Raw genomic sequence first — 17,314 nt, forward strand, 5'->3', positions numbered from 1 at the left:
TACGCTGCAGGAATGGTTTGATTTTAAAATCCCAAAGACAAAGATTCCTCAGGATTTCATTTTCAATGCGCTGCAAGAAGCCGAAGAATTCAAAATAAAACCTACGGCCAAAATCGTTTGGTTAGGTGGCAAACCTTTTGTCGAGGAGTTTACTAAATCAAAAAAAGGAAATTCTTGGGAAATGATGAGTTTGACATTTCACGATAAAAAAGAAAGTTTCAGCATTCAAACCAATAAAGCGGAAGGCGAATGGTTGAAGGAAATACTTCAAAAAATTTCCGTTTCGAATGCTAAAATCCATACATTTCAGGAAATCAAGGCTGATTTTGAAAAACAGCAGGAAGATTTTGAATTATTCTGGTATTCAAAACCAGTGAACAGCCTGCGTGAATATGGGTTGCTCGTGTTGTAACAAGCCACCTTTTTAGGCAACTATACTAACTTAGCATAAAACTTCCCTTTTTCATTTACGAAAACGTTTTCTTTTGTCTATTTTTACGACCATAAAAATTACACTAATGAGTGATAGCTATAAAGTAAATGTAAATGATTCCTTTCAATTTGACTTTGACAAGGAACAAGTTTCACAACTCGACGCCGTAAATTTGGATTGCAATTCTTTCCATATTTTACAAGAAAACAAACCTTTTAAAGCGGAGATCTTATCTGCTGATTTTCATCAAAAAGAATATGTTGTCAAAGTAAATAACAACAGTTATACCGTTGCTATAGCAAATGACTTGGACTTGCTAATCAAAAAGATGGGCTTTGAAGTTGGGCTTACAAAACAGGTCAATGCAATAAAAGCACCTATGCCAGGTTTGATTCTGGAAATAAGTGTAATTGTTGGGCAAGTTGTAAAAGAGAATGATAGTCTGTTGATCTTGGAAGCCATGAAAATGGAAAACAGTTTTCTTTCTCCACGGGATGGCACCATCAAATCAATTTCGGTATTGTTAGGCGATGCGGTAGATAAAGGACAGCTGTTAATTGAATTTGAATAGAGAAGAAGATAATAGAGTATAGAAAATAGATAAATAAACAAGAATTTTTTGCCTCTTTGTTCTAACAGTGAAACGGTCATTATTCTTTTAGTCTTATTAAATATGAAAAAATTATTAGTTGCCAATAGAGGCGAAATAGCAATTAGGGTCATGAAAACGGCCCAGAAAATGGGCATAAAAACGGTTGCGGTTTATTCTACCGTAGATCGGAATGCACCCCATGTGAAGTTTGCTGATGAAGCCGTCTGGATTGGGGAATCCCCTTCCAACCAGTCCTATTTGTTGGGAGACAAAATCATCGAAGTTGCCAAATCGCTAGGTGTGGATGCCATTCATCCCGGTTACGGATTTTTAAGTGAAAACGCTGATTTTGCAGAAAAAGCAGAAAAGAACAATATCATCTTTATTGGCCCCAAATCGAAAGCCATTCACATAATGGGAAGTAAATTGGCCGCTAAAGAAGCCGTAAAAAGCTATGATATCCCTATGGTTCCAGGGGTTGACGAAGCCATCACAGATATAGAAAAAGCCAAAGTAGTAGCTAGCGAAATAGGTTTTCCTATTTTGATTAAAGCGTCTGCAGGTGGTGGTGGAAAAGGAATGCGTGTTGTCGAAAATGCGGAGGAATTTGAGTCCCAAATGAACAGGGCAATCAGCGAAGCATTAAACGCTTTCGGTGACGGTTCAGTGTTTATTGAAAAATACGTGGGATCGCCAAGACATATCGAAATTCAAATCATGGCGGACAGTCATGGAAATATTTTATATTTATTCGAAAGAGAGTGCAGCATTCAGCGTCGCCATCAAAAAGTGATAGAAGAAGCGCCTTCTTCGGTATTGACACCCGAATTGCGTAAGAAAATGGGTGAGGCTGCGGTTTTGGTGGCGAAATCTTGCGATTATCTGGGAGCGGGAACGGTAGAGTTTTTATTGGACGAAAATAATAATTTCTTTTTCCTGGAGATGAATACGCGTTTGCAAGTGGAGCATCCCGTAACGGAATTGATTACCGGATTGGATTTGGTCGAACTTCAAATCAAAGTGGCGAGAGGGGAAGAGTTGCAGATTAAACAGGAAGACTTGAAAATTAAAGGACACGCTCTAGAATTGAGAGTCTATGCTGAAGACCCAATGAATGATTTTTTGCCTAGTGTAGGTCATTTGGATGTGTACCAATTGCCGGTTGGCGATGGAATTCGTGTTGATAACGGTTTTGAGCAGGATATGGACATACCTATTTATTATGACCCGATGCTTGCTAAGCTGATCACTTACGGAGAAACTCGCGAGGAAGCCATTCAAATCATGATCAAAGCAATTGACGGATATCTAGTAGAGGGGGTACAAACGACTTTGCCTTTCGGAAAGTTTGTGTTTGAACACGAGGCTTTCAGATCGGGAAATTTCGACACCCATTTTGTGAAAAAATATTACAATACTGCCGAATTGAAAGACCAATTGGCTGAAGAGGCTAAAATTGCGGGACTAATAGCTTTGAAGCAGTATTTTGAAGATCAAAAAATCGTACGATTACCAAATCAATAAATTATGGAGTCTAAAATAAAAGAATTAAACGATAAGATTGCCCTTGCTCATTTGGGCGGAGGTAAAAATAGAATTGCAAAACAACACCACAAGAAGAAATTGACCGCCAGAGAGCGCGTGAATTATTTGATGGATGAAGGTTCTTTTGAAGAAATTGGAATGCTGGTGACGCACCGTACAACTGATTTTGGAATGGAAAAGGAACTCTATTATGGTGATGGCGTTATAACGGGATATGGAACTATAAATGGAAGATTAGTTTATATTTTTGCCCAAGATTTCACCGTTTTTGGTGGGGCATTATCCGAAACACATGCGGAGAAAATCTGCAAAGTAATGGATATGGCCGTCAAAATGGGAGCCCCGATGATTGGTCTAAATGATTCTGGTGGTGCGCGCATACAAGAAGGCGTTCGTTCACTGGGAGGTTATGCCGATATTTTTTACAGAAATGTACAAGCGAGCGGGGTAATTCCGCAAATTTCAGCGATTATGGGACCCTGCGCCGGTGGGGCGGTCTATTCGCCAGCGATGACTGACTTTACAATGATGGTTGAAGATACCAGTTATATGTTTGTTACCGGACCTAATGTGGTAAAAACCGTAACTAATGAAACTGTGACTTCTGAGGAGTTGGGAGGAGCTAGCACGCACTCCACTAAATCGGGTGTGGCACATATTACTTCTGCAAATGATGTGGAATGTCTGGAAGATCTAAAAAGATTGTTGAGCTATTTGCCACAAAGCAATAAGGAAACGACACAAAAGTTAGCTTACGAACTCAATGATGAGGTTCGTGAACAGTTGGCAAATATAATTCCTGATAATCCGAATAAGCCTTACGACATGCATGACGTAATTGCTGGGATTATTGATGAAGATTCGTTTTTTGAAGTACATAAAAACTATGCCGAGAATATCATTGTAGGATTTGCTAGATTAGGCGGTCGCAGCATAGGAATTGTAGCTAACCAGCCATTGTATTTGGCGGGAGTTTTGGACGTGAACAGTTCAATCAAAGCGGCACGTTTTACCCGTTTTTGCGATTGTTTTAATATTCCATTATTAGTGCTTGTTGATGTGCCCGGATTTTTACCCGGAACAGACCAAGAATGGCATGGGATTATTGTCCACGGAGCGAAATTGCTTTATGCGCTGAGTGAAGCGACCATACCCAGAATTACGGTTATTACGCGTAAAGCCTATGGTGGCGCATATGACGTTATGAATTCTAAACACATTGGTGCTGACATGAACTTTGCCTGGCCTACAGCCGAGATCGCGGTAATGGGAGCCAAAGGCGCTTCAGAAATTATATTTAAAAAGGAGATAAATGAGGCCGCTGATCCCGCTGCCAAACTATTGGAAAAAGAAGCAGAATACGCCGATTTGTTTGCCAACCCTTACACCGCAGCACAACGTGGTTTTGTAGATGAGGTGATCCTACCGCAAGACACGCGACGCAAATTGATAAAAGCCTTTAGTATGCTTGAAAATAAAGTAAGCGTTACTCCTAATAGAAAACACGGAAATATTCCTTTGTAAGTATTGAATAAGAATAAAAACCATTCGCCGCCGCGAATGGTTTTTTTGTTTAAAAAACACTAATGCAAACTAACTACTTTTGTAATTGTCCATGTATTATTGTCGTTTTTCCAAAAGATGACAAATTTACTGGCATGAGAAGGAGTGCCTTCCTTTTCAGTGTTCTTATGAAATTTATGGAGTCCCATTTCGATAGCTCCAAAATCTTTGATAGGGTAAATTTCAAGACTTCCTTTCACTAGTTCTCTGGTTACCTTACCACATACATATTTTTTTGTGCTATTTAATATTTCTTGCTTCACCGTCATTAGGCCTCCCGTATCATGGAAAAACTCTATGTTGTCAGAGTATATCGCAGCTTGTTTATCAAGATCACAAATATTGTATGCCTGAAAAAAAACACTGTCCATAGCGACTATGGTGCTATATAATTCCAAATCGTCAGTGATGTATTTATAGTCAGGTTCTTTAACTTTGTTTTTTTGAGCAGAACAAATTGAGGTTGAGACTGTAAATAGGAAAATTATAAAATAGGGAAGACTATTGTTCCTCATAATGTGATTTATTAGCATGTAATCAAAGTTTAATTGAATGCTAAAATACACAAATCAAGGCTTTTGAGATGCCCTCTCTAAAAATTCATTAACAAATTTTGTCACCTCTTCCCAATCGGTGTATTCATAATCTTGTGACGTGTCCGTTGCGCCCCCTTCTTTTTTTGAAATCATTTTCATGACGAGACGTTTAAAATAATCGTATTCGGTGTATTTCAGTGCGCCTGCAATTTGGGTGACCATCATAGGTTTCCATCCGGTTTGTTCTAGGAAATCGTTTGTTATTTTTTGTACTCCAAGATTTTCCTCAGCAAGACCTGATGCTACGGCAAGCGATACTGAGAAAAAAGCTCCAGGCATATTATTTAACTCGTCAAGATGCTTTTTGATATAATGCTTCGCGGCCGATTGGTATTTGTGCATGTGTATGGAGGAACCAATCAGTATGGCATCATATGCGGTTGGTGCGGGTGGATTGGTAGCGGTGTCAGCAATTGTTACATGGTGTCCCGCATTCTGTAAAATGGCTTCCATAAAGTGGGCAATCTTGCGGGTTTGCCCTTCTGTGGTGCCATAAAGAATTAGTATTTTCATGGTTATTATTTTAAAATTAAAAGAGGTAAAGGATAATTTTGTTAAAACTTTGATATTATGAACGCAGGTTTGAAATCCCTAGAACCATTTAGCTATCCCAATAAGCGCTAACAAAAATAACATGATCCAAAAAAAGAACCCAATAGTTAAGTCAGCAACTTGCTCAGCCCTTATCTCTTCCTCTGTGAGGTTTTCTTTTTTCGAATGCGGAGTTGGCAGCAAGGCCCCTAATAATAACATTATAAAAAAGCCGACAAGGAAATAGGAAAGCCACGGGTATCTGATATTTAAAGGGTGGATTGGTTCGATCCAGCCTCCAATTGCCCAAGAAAACATAAGGATTATTATAAATATAAACAGCAATCCATTTAATGGCCCAGGTCCGGGTCGCTTAAGACCATATACTAAAATAGGAGCAAGTATTACAGCAATAATCAATGAAATTAATAATGATGTATACATAATTCCGATTTTTTATTTGACAATTCCCCATCTGAATCCATTGTAATTATATGGGCACCAAAAGCATTGTCAAGCAAATAGATTGGATATTTAAGCAAATAAACCTAGTCACTTGATTCGATAAAGAGTTTAATAGAAAGTGATATTCACTGCTATATTAGTGGTGCGTCACAGGTCTTCCGTAATAATCGTAGAGGCGCATCTCATATTTTTCATTTATAGGTGTTGAGGGATCAAATTCTGGTGCCGATTTTATCGAAGATATGTGCAAATTGACGCTTATTTCCCTGTTGAGATAGCTGATTTCATTTAGCCATGGCACACTTATCAGTACTTTTTTACCAGAAGGTAACCAGTCACTGGTGTCCACAACAACATATACAATTTGCCAATTGAAGTCTTCTATAATTAGGTCATCAACGCGTCCCAGTTTTCCGTCCAAAGCTCGAATATGATAGCCTTTGACCTCATTAAAACTCCTTAGCACCTCGTCTAGGTCGTTCTCATGAATAACTTTTGTAGGGACCGTTATCGGTCTTGGCGGATAGACAACAACCGCGCTGTCTAACGGAGGAACATTGTAGTACAGCCATTTGTTATATGAATCGTAATAGCTGTTTAACTCCTTCTCATATTTTTTCGAAACCGGAAGATGCTCCTCTAATGTTGGGCAGTTTTCAATATCAGTTTTGGTCAACTCAATGGCAAATTGATTCGTGGACCAATCTGGTTGTTTTAGGAGAGTTTTCGGAATTAACACCTTTTTAGTTGGAATTATCGAACCCAATTGGACTTCAAGATATTCGACAGTCCAGTATTCCTCGTCAAACAAAAAATCCTTTACGTTCCCTTTTATCCCGTCTAACGCCTTGATGCTATATCCTTTTAATTTTTTTAAACTTCTTTTCATGATCATCGTTTTTTAATGATTAGTTTTAAGTGTTATTTTAGGATAACGAAATGAAATCGAGCTAGTATTGGTGGGTGAATTAATTTAAATTATCAATTCTATCACACTTTTGCTTTAAATCCGACATAATAAAGTTAATCATAAAATACTGATTTATAAATTATTAGGTATTTATTTTAACAATAACACGAAGATTTTAAAAAAGCAAAACCTAATGAAAATATAAGCTAGTTGAAACACTGATTCAGACCGAAGTGCAGCTTAAACTAAATGATAGTCGCCACAAAAGCGGAGCCGTTACTGATAGATGGACGTACTTTTGTAAAAAAAAAAACCGTTCTTGGTTTGCCTAAGAACGGTTTTTGATACTATTTTGTTTTATTGCTTCCTATAAATGGAATAGATGGTATTGATGGTTTTTTCGTCCAGAATATCATTTACCTCGGTTTGGATAAAATGTCTTTTGAATGCCATTATTGCAGCCGAAAGATTTTTAGTGTCGTAACCTATTATCCGCAATCCAAGTTCGGAATTGAAATCGATCGGCGCGGGTTCCAATGTGTCATCTCCCCAAAGGCCAAACCCGTTTTCAGCCAATGTTTTCCATGGGAACAATACACTGGGGTCATTTTTGCGAGCAGGGGCGATGTCTGAATGGCCTATGATATTTTGAGCCGGTATATTATACTCTTTTTTCAATTTGCTTAAAAGCGCCATTAAGCTGGTAATCTGTGCCTCTGAAAATGCTTCCGTTCCGTTGTTATCGAGTTCGATACCAATCGAAGACGAGTTGATGTCTGTGTCTTTTCCCCAAGAGCCTTTGCCAGCATGCCAAGCGCGCATATAATCATTCAGCATCTGTACTACGCTTCCATCATCTGCAATTACATAATGTGCGCTCACTTGCGTTCTGGTCAGTGTAAACGTTTTGATGGTTTGCTGTAGCGAATCCTGTGCAGTATGGTGAATAATGATGAAATTTGGTTTTCGCAAATTAAAATTGACCGTACTGATCCATTCCGTTTGGATTCCATTATCCAAAGCCGTCGATCCCATTTTTGAAATGGTATCCTTAAAAGTATATAATTGCTTGGTGTAAGCGTTGTCAATACTTATTATCGTTTTGGTGACAATAGGCAATGGTTCTGGCTCTTTATTTGAAATTACTTCCTTAAAAGTTTTGAGTTTGCTGTCATATTCTTTCTCACTGGCTTTATAGGGATTGGTGGCGCATGAAGTAATGACAGCAGCAAAAATTATAAAGTAAAAATATTTTTTCATATTTTAGAATGGATTCTTGGGGTTCAAAAAAAGTTATCTTTTTCTTCTTGACTTTTTTCCGTTATTGCTTTCGTCGCTAAGTGCTTTGTATTTCAATTTTTGATCTTCATTTAAAAATTCATTCACCTTTCTATCTGTAACTTCAGACAGCGCTTTTATTTCTTTGATTTTTTGTTCTTGATTGCTTTCTGCTTTTAACAAAATTCCTTGTGTCCTGACGCTTTCCGTCAGAACATTTGCTATTGCGATTTCCTGCAATTGATCCAAAACAAGTTCCTTTTTTAGGTTTTCCATTATTTTGCCAACGATTACTTCAACAGGGATTTCTTCAGGTTTGTCGTCGCTATTACGCCCCTGCTTCATTTGGTTCATTCTGTCATGCGTAGATCCATAACCTCTACCACCATAGTTGTTGCCGTAGCCATTGTTCCCGTATTGTGCGGAAACGGCCGTGCTACACAATAACGTTACCGTCAAAACGAAAAAGAGTTGAATTGTTTTCATGTTTGCTTTTATAAATGGTTTGTCAATTGACGAATATCTTAAAACTACGCTGGTTCGCCGTACAAGTCAAATTCAGTAGCCTCGATGATTTTTATCATAACGAATTCTCCTGTTTTTACGTAATGTTTTGAAGCATCAATAAGCACTTCGTTGTCAACGTCCGGACTGTCAAACTCCGTTCTTCCCACAAAATGACCGCCTTCTTTTCTGTCGATAATGCATTTGAAAGTTTGTCCTACTTTTTCTTGGTTTAGATCCCATGAAATTTGAGACTGCAATTCCATTATTTCGTTGGCACGGTCTTGTTTTACGGTATCAGGGACATCATCTTCCAGTAAATAGGCATGCGTGTTTTCTTCATGAGAATAGGCAAAACAACCCATTCTGTCAAATTTCATTTCCTGAACCCAATCCCTTAAAGTGTTGAAATCTTCTTGGGTTTCACCTGGATAACCTACGATTAAGGTCGTGCGAATTGCGATTCCGGGAACTGCTGCGCGGAAATCCTTTAATAATTTGGTTGTTTTCTCCTGAGTCGTACCACGACGCATTGATTTCAAGATGGAATCTGAAATATGTTGCAACGGAATATCAATATAGTTACAAATCTTTGGTTCACGCTTCATGATTTCCAACACGTCCATCGGGAAACCGGTGGGGAAGGCGTAATGCAAACGAATCCATTCGATTCCTTCCACTTTGACCAAGGCCTCCAACAGCTCTCCAAGGTTGCGTTTTTTGTAGATATCAAGACCATAATACGTCAAATCCTGCGCGATCAAAATCAATTCTTTCACACCATCTCTAGCCAATCCTTCCGCTTCTTTCACTAATTTCTCAATGGTTTGAGAAACGTGTTTCCCGCGCATTAATGGAATCGCGCAAAAACTGCAAGGTCTATCGCAACCTTCGGCAATTTTCAAATAAGCGTAGTTTTTTGGGGTAGTGGTCAATCGCTCTCCCAGTAATTCATGTTTATAGTCGGCACCCAATGCTTTCAGTAATTGTGGCAACTCGGTTGTTCCAAAAAATTGGTCTACATTAGGTATTTCTTTTTCTAAATCGGGTCTGTAACGTTCGGATAAACATCCCGTCACGAACACTTTGTCTACTAAACCTTTTTCTTTTTTATCGGCATACTCCAAAATCATATTCACTGATTCTGCCTTGGCATTATCAATAAATCCGCAGGTATTGATGACAATAATGTTCCCTTCTTCCGCAGCGGGAGCTTCATGCGCCACATCTTTTCCGCTCGCACGAAGTTGGCCCATTAACACTTCACTGTCGTAGATGTTTTTGGAACATCCAAGAGTGATTACATTGATTTTATTCTTTTTTAAAGACTTGGTTCTCATAGATTTGTAAATTGGAGTGCAAAATTACGTTTTTTTATTCAAACAGAAGTTTTTTCGCTGTCTTTTAGCTGTTTTTTATGAAGCTATTCCTGCTGTACGTTGCAATCTCCCGAATAAAAATCGGGAGGGTTTTCACTTCCATCAGGGCTAAAAAAAAACCGTACTGTTGTAAAAAAACAAGACGGTTAATAAACTGTTTTTTAGATTTACTCTTTTGAAAATCGAAGATATTTACAATTCAAACAACAAGGTCAACGAGACGATATTGTTGATGGAATTGATTTTTGGGCCATCCGTCAGTCCTTGAGAGAAAAATCCTTGTTGCGCGTCTCTTTCGGCGTAAGCATAGGCCAAGTCCACTTTTGTCGAGCCAAAATTATATCCCAAACCTCCCGAGTAGCCTTTCAAATCGCCAATGGTGCTCGAATTTTTATAGGGACTTTGTTCGTAACGGTATCCTGCTCTTAAACTTAGTTTATTGATTTTATACTCGCCACCTATTCTCAATTCTCCCGAATTGTCTAAGGTATTGCTTAGGTCGGCATTCAAACTGCTGAAATAGCTGTCGTTTTCAGGCTTGAATTTGGCGTTACTGTAATCTTTTATCGCGTAATCGATACTGATTAGGCCTGATGTTCCAAAAACGTAAGCGAAACTTCCGGTGAGTTTGCTTGGCGTTTGAAGTCTGTAGGGCGCATAGACATTCGTGATTCTTGGGTCAACAACGTCCTTTGGTAAATCTCCGTCGGCATTACTTCGCACTGCAATTATTTTTTGGGAAAATTCATCATTTAAATCATACCATGTAGGAGATTCGTAAGCTAAACCCAGTCGAACTTTATTGGTCACTTTTGCAATGGCCCCCAATTGAAATGAAAACCCGCTTCCGTAGGTATATAGTTCGTTGTTAAATTGCAATTTGCTTACCTTATACTGGGAATCCAATGGATTGCTGTTGTCTTCATAAAACACGGACGATCGCCTGAAATCGGTAAAATGCGAATTCAGGTTTATCCCTATGTAAAGTTTATCTTGGTATGAAGTCGCGGCATTAAAGGATAATTTTCCGTTGTAACCTTCCGAATACATGACGTTTTCCTGATAATAGTTTCCGCCTTCGGCGACATTCGAGACGTATTCCGTATTATCGGGGTCCATATTCACGGGGTCGATTACGAAGCCTTGGTAGCCCAAAAATGCTTGTTGTGTGCCATGATCTAACTCTTCATAATAAGAATCATCAAGGATATTTAGCGGAACTCCATTTGCGTAGCTTAAAAAATAATTGGCAATCGAATTGTTCGGGTTGGTTCCTGCTGAAAACGTTGAATTGGCGTAGTTGTTCGTGTTTTCATAGTTTATCGCCAATGAAAACTTTCTCCAATCGCTATTTGAATTTTTATTGTTAAAGACAAAAACTCCCCCGGCTTGATTTAAATCCAACGAATTATCTTCATCGGTTGTACTTGTGCCAAAATAATTGGAATTGTTTTTTACATCGCTATTGGTTAGCGTAATTCCAAATTGATTATTCGAAAAAACAGCCGAGCCCGCAGGATTTAAACTAATGGAGGAAAAGTCGCCCCCGAGCGCTCCGAAAGCGCCACTCATGGCCTTGAAACGAGCTGTCCCGTTCAAATTGTCCTGCGAATAGCGCAATGCATCAGCAATCTCTTGTGATTGTGCCACGCCAAATGTGAAACCGGTAATTAATAAAAATAGATATTTTTTCATTTTAATACAATTTATGTTTTTTGATCAACGATTACCTTTTCTATTTTATGGTCTTCTCCCTCCTCCGCTTGTTGACCTTCCGCTATCTGAAGAGCCGCTTGATCTTGAAGGGGAATAGCTGTTGTTGCTAGATCTACTTGAGCTCTGTTGTCTGTCGCTGCTAGTGCTGCGTATATCTGTTCTTGATCGCGTGCCGCTATCGTAGGATCTACTCTGGTTTTGAGACTGGCTTCTTCTGCTAAAAGTGGGACTTGTTCTTGTCGTTCCGCTACTGTTGAATGAGCGTCTTCTGTAATCGGTTTCGCTTGTATTTCGATTTGAACTAGTTCTATTTTGAGAATAGTTTCTTGCGCTGTAATTTCGGTTGTTATTAGAATAAGTGGAATAGGAGCCCCTTCTGCTTGGATTATAGGAATAGTTGTTATGGTGGTAGCTATGGCCAGAGTAGCCGTAGCCATAATACGGGTAATTCCAGCCGTAATAGCTAGGGTATCCCCAACCGTAGTAAGGGTAGTTCCACCCGAAACCGGAGTAGCCGTAATAATAAGGATAGCCCCAACCGTAATTGGAATAGCCCCATCCATAATAGGGATATCCGAAGCCGAACCCTAGAGACAGTCCCCAACTGTTCGGATAAATGTTAATATCAGCTTTTGTGTAATTGTTTCCCCAATCGGCATAGTCCGATTTTATATCCTGACGGTTGCCATTAATGGTGTCATAGTCATTATAGCGATCAATATTAGTGAAAATTTCAGCAGATTGATTGTCATCTTGCAACGAGCCGAAATAATCTTTGTAGTGACTGTTTTTACTGGCCTTCGATTCGCTTTCCACATTTCCGAGTCCGTTTCTTTCTGAGTTTCCGTAGATTCCGTCACCGTCATAATAGGATCTGTTTTGATAGGATCCGCAGGACGCCATCAAAAAGCTCAAAAATCCAATTAATGGGATAAATGAAGTTTTTTTGGATGAAAAAATATTAGTTTTCATATCTGTAAAGTTTTTTATTGTTGCACACGACAAAAATAGTTAGTTTTGTCGAACTATTTAGGTAAATAAAATAATGCAAAATTTGTGCCAAACTATTCAATATGAGTAAGAACCTTACTACAAGATCAGAAGATTATTCAAAATGGTATAATGAACTGGTTGTCAAAGCTGATTTAGCCGAAAATTCAGGAGTTAGAGGCTGTATGGTCATCAAACCGTACGGTTATGCCATTTGGGAAAAAATGCAAGCAGAATTAGACCGAAGATTTAAAGAAACAGGGCATGAAAACGCCTATTTTCCATTGTTCGTCCCTAAAAGCATGTTTGAAGCCGAAGAAAAAAATGCGGAAGGATTCGCGAAAGAATGTGCCATCGTGACGCATTACAGACTGAAAAATGATCCGGACAAGCCTGGGAAATTAATGGTTGACCCTAACGCAAAACTGGAGGAGGAGCTTATTGTACGTCCCACGAGCGAGGCAATTATTTGGTCAACCTATAAGGGATGGGTTCAATCTTATAGAGACTTACCTTTGTTGATTAACCAATGGGCTAATGTAGTTCGATGGGAGATGAGAACTCGTTTGTTCTTGAGAACTGCGGAGTTTTTGTGGCAAGAGGGGCATACCGCGCATGAAACCAGAGATGAGGCAATAGAGGAGTCTGAAAAAATGATGAATGTGTATGCCGAGTTTGCGGAAGACTTTATGGCTATTCCTGTGATAAAAGGGATAAAAACGGAAACAGAACGTTTTGCGGGTGCCGAAGAAACGTATTGTATTGAAGCATTGATGCAAGACGGTAAAGCGCTTCAGGCGGGGACGTCCCATTTCTTAGGCCAAAATTTCGCGAAAGCATTCGACGTGAAATTTGCCAATAAGGAAGGGAAACAAGAATATGTTTGGGGAACCTCATGGGGTGTTTCCACACGATTAATGGGGGCTTTAGTGATGACCCACTCCGATGATAAGGGTTTGGTTTTGCCTCCAAATTTGGCCCCTATACAAGTCGTGATAGTGCCGATTCATAAAACGGATGAGCAGCTGGATGAAATCACGGCTGAAGTGAACGTATTGGTAGCTGCATTGAAAAAATTGAATGTTTCTGTCAAGTACGATAACAGAACAACACAAAAGCCAGGGTTTAAATTTGCGGAATGGGAATTAAAAGGAGTTCCTGTGCGAATTGCCGTTGGACCGAAAGATCTCGAAAACGGAACTTTTGAAGTGGCTCGAAGAGACACTTTGACTAAAGAAGTGAAACCCAAAGACGGAATAGCGGCTTATATCAGTGATTTATTAGGGCAAATTCAAGATGATTTGTTCAATAAGGCATTAAATTACAGAGACAGCCACATTACTGAAGTAAATAGTTTTGAAGAATTTAAAGCTGTTTTAAACGACAAAGGCGGTTTTGTATCAGCGCATTGGGATGGAACTGCGGCCACGGAAGAGAAGATAAAAGATTTGACCAAAGCTACTATTAGATGTATCGCGTTAGATAGAGTGGAAGAGGCTGGAAGTTGTGTGTTTACTGGGGCTGAGTCTAAGGGAAGAGTATTGTTTGCTAAGGCATATTAAAAAAATATAAATTTTTTCGCATCTACTATTGTGCGTTTCAAAAATAGTTGTATTTTTGCATCCGCATTAGAGAAGCAGGGCCCGTTCGTCTATCGGTTAGGACGCATGGTTTTCATCCATGTAAGAGCGGTTCGATTCCGCTACGGGCTACTATTTTTTTTGCGAGTTAAAGTCGTTCCCACTTTGAGGGAAAAATGGCCCGTTCGTCTATCGGTTAGGACGCATGGTTTTCATCCATGTAAGAGCGGTTCGATTCCGCTACGGGCTACTAATTAATCTAAGATTTAGATTGATAACTAACTTAGAAGGATAATGGTCCGTTCGTCTAGGGGTTAGGACGCCAAGATTTCGTCTTGGTAACAGGGGTTCGATTCCCTTACGGACTACAAAAAAGAATAGTAAAAGATAAAAACATAATAAAATGGCAAATCATAAATCAGCTCTAAAAAGAATTAGAAGTAACGAAAAGAGAAGAGTATTAAATAGATACCAACATAAAACTACTCGTAATGCCATCAAAGCATTAAGAATAGCAACTGATAAAGTAGATGCTACATCTAAATTGTCAAACGTAATATCTATGATTGATAAGTTGGCTAAAAAGAATATCATTCATGATAACAAAGCGTCTAATTTAAAATCTAAATTAACGAAATTTGTTTCTAAATTGTAATATTTACATTTTATTGATTCTATAAAAAAAAGCTCCTTTTTTAAAGGAGCTTTTTTTATGTTTTGTTGTTTGTGAAACTTAAAGATTGGGCGAAGTGGTGGGATATCTATATGGATTTTGGATCGAGGTTAAACCGATCGAATTGAGATTAGTTTTTCCTGGTCAACGCTCATTCTGGTCCTTTATGACCAAATTTTATTCCTCCTGCATTTTATGGGTTAAATAATCCAGCATGGCAATAGTGATAGGTTTTGATAAAAAATCAATGACCATGGGGTATTCTTTTGCCTTTTTCAAGTCTTCCGGATCTATAGTTGAGGAAAGTACAACCACCTTTATCGCGTTAAAATCGGAATAATCAGGGCCACTAAAATACTCCAAGAATTCCCATCCGCCCATTACGGGCATGTTTAAGTCCAAGAAAATAATCTGGGGTAGTTTTTGGTCATTCAATCCTGACTCTTTAATCGCGTCAAAGTACAGAAGGGCTTGTTCACCGTTTTGTGCCGTAATTATTTCATTTGAAAATAAAGTCTTGGCAATTACTTTTTTGCACAACATAAGTGTTATAGGATCGTCATCGACGCATAAAATTAGATCTAACATTTCTATCTGTTTTTGAATATTAAAGTAAATGCAGTCCCTTTGTTGACTTCGCTTGTAATACTGATTGTGCCGCCCATCGCTTCCACCTGTGATTTCACGAGGTACAGTCCCAGTCCCTTGCTATCGGGGTAATCGTGAAACCTCTGGTAGAGCCCGAAAACTTTGTCTCGATTTCTTTCTAAATCAATTCCAATACCGTTGTCTTTAAAAATGAGTACTATTGAATTGTCAGTTTGGGTAGCGGTTATTGTTATTTTTAAAGTTTTGCCTTCTGCTCTGTATTTTATCGAATTTGTCAAAAGGTTCAACAGTATACTTTCAATATATGCTTTATTTACGTTTAAAACAGGGACATTTTCAAAGTCAATTTTTAGTACTGGTTTATGTTCTTCAAATTGAAAAGAAAGTTGGCTAAAAACATTTTCAAAAACTTCTTTTAGCAGCAGATTTTCCTTCTGGATGGAAGGATGGTCTTTGATTATCATCACTTTAGTCAAGTCATTGACGGTCTCGTTCAATAAATGGGTCGATTTGTTAAAACCAAACAAAATTTCTTTTAATTCCGGGTCTTCGATCTCGATGTCTTCAATGAGGCTTAAAAGTCCCGTTAAATTAGATATTGGAGCTCTGAGATTGTGTGAAGTGATGTAAGAGAACTCTTTTAAGTCTTTATTGTTTTTGGTCAGTTCCCTGATAAGTTGTTCCTTTTCCTTTTCTTGTTTTTTCTCATCCGAGATATCTCTTTGTATAGAAACCCAATGAGACAATTCGTTGTCTGAATTGTAGATGGGTATCATGGAAAACCGCAACCAGAACTCTTCTTTGTTTTTCTTGCAACTGATCATTTCTATCAGGCCTTCTTTCCTGTTTTTTATGGCGCCAATTATTTTTTTGATGTCATTGATATCTGAATTTGGGCCTTTGAGGATATCAGGTGATTCTCCTGTAATTTCACTGGATTCATAGCCTGTCATCACCGTAAAAGCGGGGTTTACATATACTATTTTGGGTAGTTTGTTTTCGTTGAATCCGGCCTCGGTAATGACGATGGAATCTTTGGTCTGTACAATTACGGTTTCTAATAATTTAAGACGTAATTCTTCTTCTTTTTGCTTGGTCACATCCTGAATCGCCCCTATCATCCTAACGGCTTTTCCATTCTCGTCTTTTAAAAGAAATCCCCTGTCAAGGACGTACTTGTACGAATTATCGGCGCATTTAAATCGATATTCATCTTGCCAATTTTCAGTTTTTTGCTCAATGAACGAGTATAATTTAATGGACATTTTAATGCTGTCCTCCGGATGGATGTTGTCAAACCACCATTTTGAACTGTCTCCAACTTGGTCTTCATTGTAGCCAAAAATGCCTTTAATGCCCTTATTCCAGTAGAGCTTGTCTTCTTGTATTTTCCAATCCCATATGGTGTCACTGGTAGCTTTAGCCACAATGTCATACCTATCGTTTGATTCCTTTATTTCGTTGTTTGTGTGAAGAAGTTTTTCGAGAACGACCTTATTCCGGTTTTGGTTTTTGGATAAAATATACCGATATATTATGCCTGTAAAAAGGACTAAGGTTACGTCTTTTAGAAAACTGTAAAAAGGGTAGTTTTCCGCGGAAAAGTATAGTAGCGAAATTTTATGAAAAACAATAGCCGCAAACAATGCTATAAGCATATATACAACGGTTATTTGATTGGGTTTGTTTTTCATTACTCAAATGTAATTAAATATTGTGAATTATAAAACAGTCTGTAAAACTAATTTTGTAGGTATATTTTGAGCAATTATACTGACTAACAGATTAACAATATGTAAACTATTACAGAAATATTTTTTATATCAAAATAAAGTGTACCTTTGCACCCATTAAAAATCACAGATGGAATCTATTAGAAACATTGCAATTATTGCCCACGTCGATCACGGTAAAACAACTTTGGTTGATAAAATTATGTATCACTGTCAG

General features: G+C 38.4%; 17 protein-coding genes, 3 tRNA genes and 1 pseudogene. 10 read left to right on the plus strand and 11 right to left on the minus strand.

Going from position 1 to position 17,314, the window contains the following annotated elements; translation table 11 throughout:
• The 4 genes and pseudogenes from VIH09_RS03730 to VIH09_RS03745 form a co-directional block, all read left to right on the plus strand.
• Nucleotides 1-412 (plus strand): annotated as a pseudogene (locus VIH09_RS03730) (radical SAM protein); the annotation flags it as partial.
• Between the two features lie 106 nt (nucleotides 413-518).
• Entirely contained in the window at nucleotides 519-1,004 is a 486-nt protein-coding gene (locus VIH09_RS03735; RefSeq protein WP_331578023.1) for an acetyl-CoA carboxylase biotin carboxyl carrier protein subunit, read from the plus strand.
• Between the two features lie 102 nt (nucleotides 1,005-1,106).
• Nucleotides 1,107-2,549 carry an acetyl-CoA carboxylase biotin carboxylase subunit gene (gene accC, locus VIH09_RS03740; protein ID WP_331578025.1) on the plus strand — a complete coding sequence of 481 codons (1,443 nt, stop codon included), beginning with the start codon at nucleotides 1,107-1,109 and terminating at the stop codon, nucleotides 2,547-2,549.
• Nucleotides 2,550-2,552: 3 nt separating this feature from the next.
• Nucleotides 2,553-4,094, plus strand: coding sequence for an acyl-CoA carboxylase subunit beta (locus VIH09_RS03745; RefSeq protein ID WP_331578027.1), 1,542 nt, complete (start codon nucleotides 2,553-2,555; stop codon nucleotides 4,092-4,094).
• A gap of 59 nt (nucleotides 4,095-4,153) precedes the next feature.
• On the opposite strand, the gene VIH09_RS03750 is transcribed toward VIH09_RS03745, so the two are convergent.
• From VIH09_RS03750 to VIH09_RS03790, 9 genes are all read right to left on the minus strand, one after another.
• Nucleotides 4,154-4,666 (minus strand): nuclear transport factor 2 family protein, encoded by a 513-nt coding sequence (locus tag VIH09_RS03750; protein ID WP_331578029.1) that lies wholly within the window; start codon nucleotides 4,664-4,666, stop codon nucleotides 4,154-4,156.
• A gap of 36 nt (nucleotides 4,667-4,702) precedes the next feature.
• Nucleotides 4,703-5,242 carry a menaquinone-dependent protoporphyrinogen IX dehydrogenase gene (gene hemG / locus VIH09_RS03755; RefSeq protein ID WP_331578031.1) on the minus strand — a complete coding sequence of 180 codons (540 nt, stop codon included), beginning with the start codon at nucleotides 5,240-5,242 and terminating at the stop codon, nucleotides 4,703-4,705.
• A 78-nt stretch (nucleotides 5,243-5,320) separates the two neighbouring features.
• Nucleotides 5,321-5,704, minus strand: a complete 384-nt coding sequence (locus tag VIH09_RS03760; RefSeq protein WP_331578033.1) for a hypothetical protein — start codon at nucleotides 5,702-5,704, stop codon at nucleotides 5,321-5,323.
• 157 nt (nucleotides 5,705-5,861) lie between these two features.
• Entirely contained in the window at nucleotides 5,862-6,614 is a 753-nt protein-coding gene (locus VIH09_RS03765) for a PRC-barrel domain-containing protein (protein WP_331578035.1), read from the minus strand.
• 378 nt (nucleotides 6,615-6,992) lie between these two features.
• Entirely contained in the window at nucleotides 6,993-7,895 is a 903-nt protein-coding gene (locus VIH09_RS03770; protein WP_331578037.1) for an N-acetylmuramoyl-L-alanine amidase, read from the minus strand.
• 33 nt (nucleotides 7,896-7,928) lie between these two features.
• Complete coding sequence (locus VIH09_RS03775; protein ID WP_331578039.1) at nucleotides 7,929-8,399, minus strand: hypothetical protein; 471 nt, start codon at nucleotides 8,397-8,399, stop codon at nucleotides 7,929-7,931.
• A 44-nt stretch (nucleotides 8,400-8,443) separates the two neighbouring features.
• The gene (gene rimO / locus VIH09_RS03780) at nucleotides 8,444-9,757 is read right to left on the minus strand and encodes a 30S ribosomal protein S12 methylthiotransferase RimO (protein WP_331578041.1); all 1,314 of its coding nucleotides are present in this window, start codon (nucleotides 9,755-9,757) and stop codon (nucleotides 8,444-8,446) included.
• 231 nt (nucleotides 9,758-9,988) lie between these two features.
• Nucleotides 9,989-11,491 carry an OmpP1/FadL family transporter gene (locus tag VIH09_RS03785; protein WP_331578043.1) on the minus strand — a complete coding sequence of 501 codons (1,503 nt, stop codon included), beginning with the start codon at nucleotides 11,489-11,491 and terminating at the stop codon, nucleotides 9,989-9,991.
• Between the two features lie 45 nt (nucleotides 11,492-11,536).
• Nucleotides 11,537-12,484, minus strand: a complete 948-nt coding sequence (locus tag VIH09_RS03790; RefSeq protein ID WP_331578045.1) for a hypothetical protein — start codon at nucleotides 12,482-12,484, stop codon at nucleotides 11,537-11,539.
• Between the two features lie 101 nt (nucleotides 12,485-12,585).
• On the opposite strand from VIH09_RS03790, the gene proS reads away from it, so the two are divergent.
• From proS to rpsT, 5 genes are all read left to right on the plus strand, one after another.
• A complete protein-coding gene (gene proS, locus VIH09_RS03795) occupies nucleotides 12,586-14,064 on the plus strand; it encodes a proline--tRNA ligase (RefSeq protein ID WP_331578047.1) in 1,479 nt (492 codons plus the stop codon).
• A 78-nt stretch (nucleotides 14,065-14,142) separates the two neighbouring features.
• A tRNA-Glu gene (locus tag VIH09_RS03800) sits at nucleotides 14,143-14,214 on the plus strand.
• 46 nt (nucleotides 14,215-14,260) lie between these two features.
• Nucleotides 14,261-14,332: transfer RNA gene (locus VIH09_RS03805), tRNA-Glu, on the plus strand.
• A gap of 46 nt (nucleotides 14,333-14,378) precedes the next feature.
• Nucleotides 14,379-14,450 (plus strand) — tRNA-Glu (locus VIH09_RS03810).
• A 35-nt stretch (nucleotides 14,451-14,485) separates the two neighbouring features.
• Nucleotides 14,486-14,737, plus strand: a complete 252-nt coding sequence (rpsT, locus tag VIH09_RS03815) for a 30S ribosomal protein S20 (RefSeq protein WP_040473828.1) — start codon at nucleotides 14,486-14,488, stop codon at nucleotides 14,735-14,737.
• Between the two features lie 195 nt (nucleotides 14,738-14,932).
• Here rpsT and VIH09_RS03820 read toward each other — a convergent pair whose 3' ends face one another.
• Together VIH09_RS03820 and VIH09_RS03825 are read right to left on the minus strand one after the other, a co-directional pair.
• Nucleotides 14,933-15,343 (minus strand): response regulator, encoded by a 411-nt coding sequence (locus VIH09_RS03820; protein WP_331578051.1) that lies wholly within the window; start codon nucleotides 15,341-15,343, stop codon nucleotides 14,933-14,935.
• 2 nt (nucleotides 15,344-15,345) lie between these two features.
• Complete coding sequence (locus VIH09_RS03825; RefSeq protein WP_331578053.1) at nucleotides 15,346-17,058, minus strand: PAS domain-containing protein; 1,713 nt, start codon at nucleotides 17,056-17,058, stop codon at nucleotides 15,346-15,348.
• 169 nt (nucleotides 17,059-17,227) lie between these two features.
• On the opposite strand from VIH09_RS03825, the gene VIH09_RS13610 reads away from it, so the two are divergent.
• Nucleotides 17,228-17,314, plus strand: an 87-nt coding sequence (locus VIH09_RS13610; protein WP_414656137.1) for a GTP-binding protein, incomplete at its 3' end; no start/stop codon positions are given.

The organism is Flavobacterium sp., from assembly GCF_036515215.1.
In the GTDB taxonomy this organism is placed as follows: Bacteria; Bacteroidota; Bacteroidia; order Flavobacteriales; family Flavobacteriaceae; genus Flavobacterium.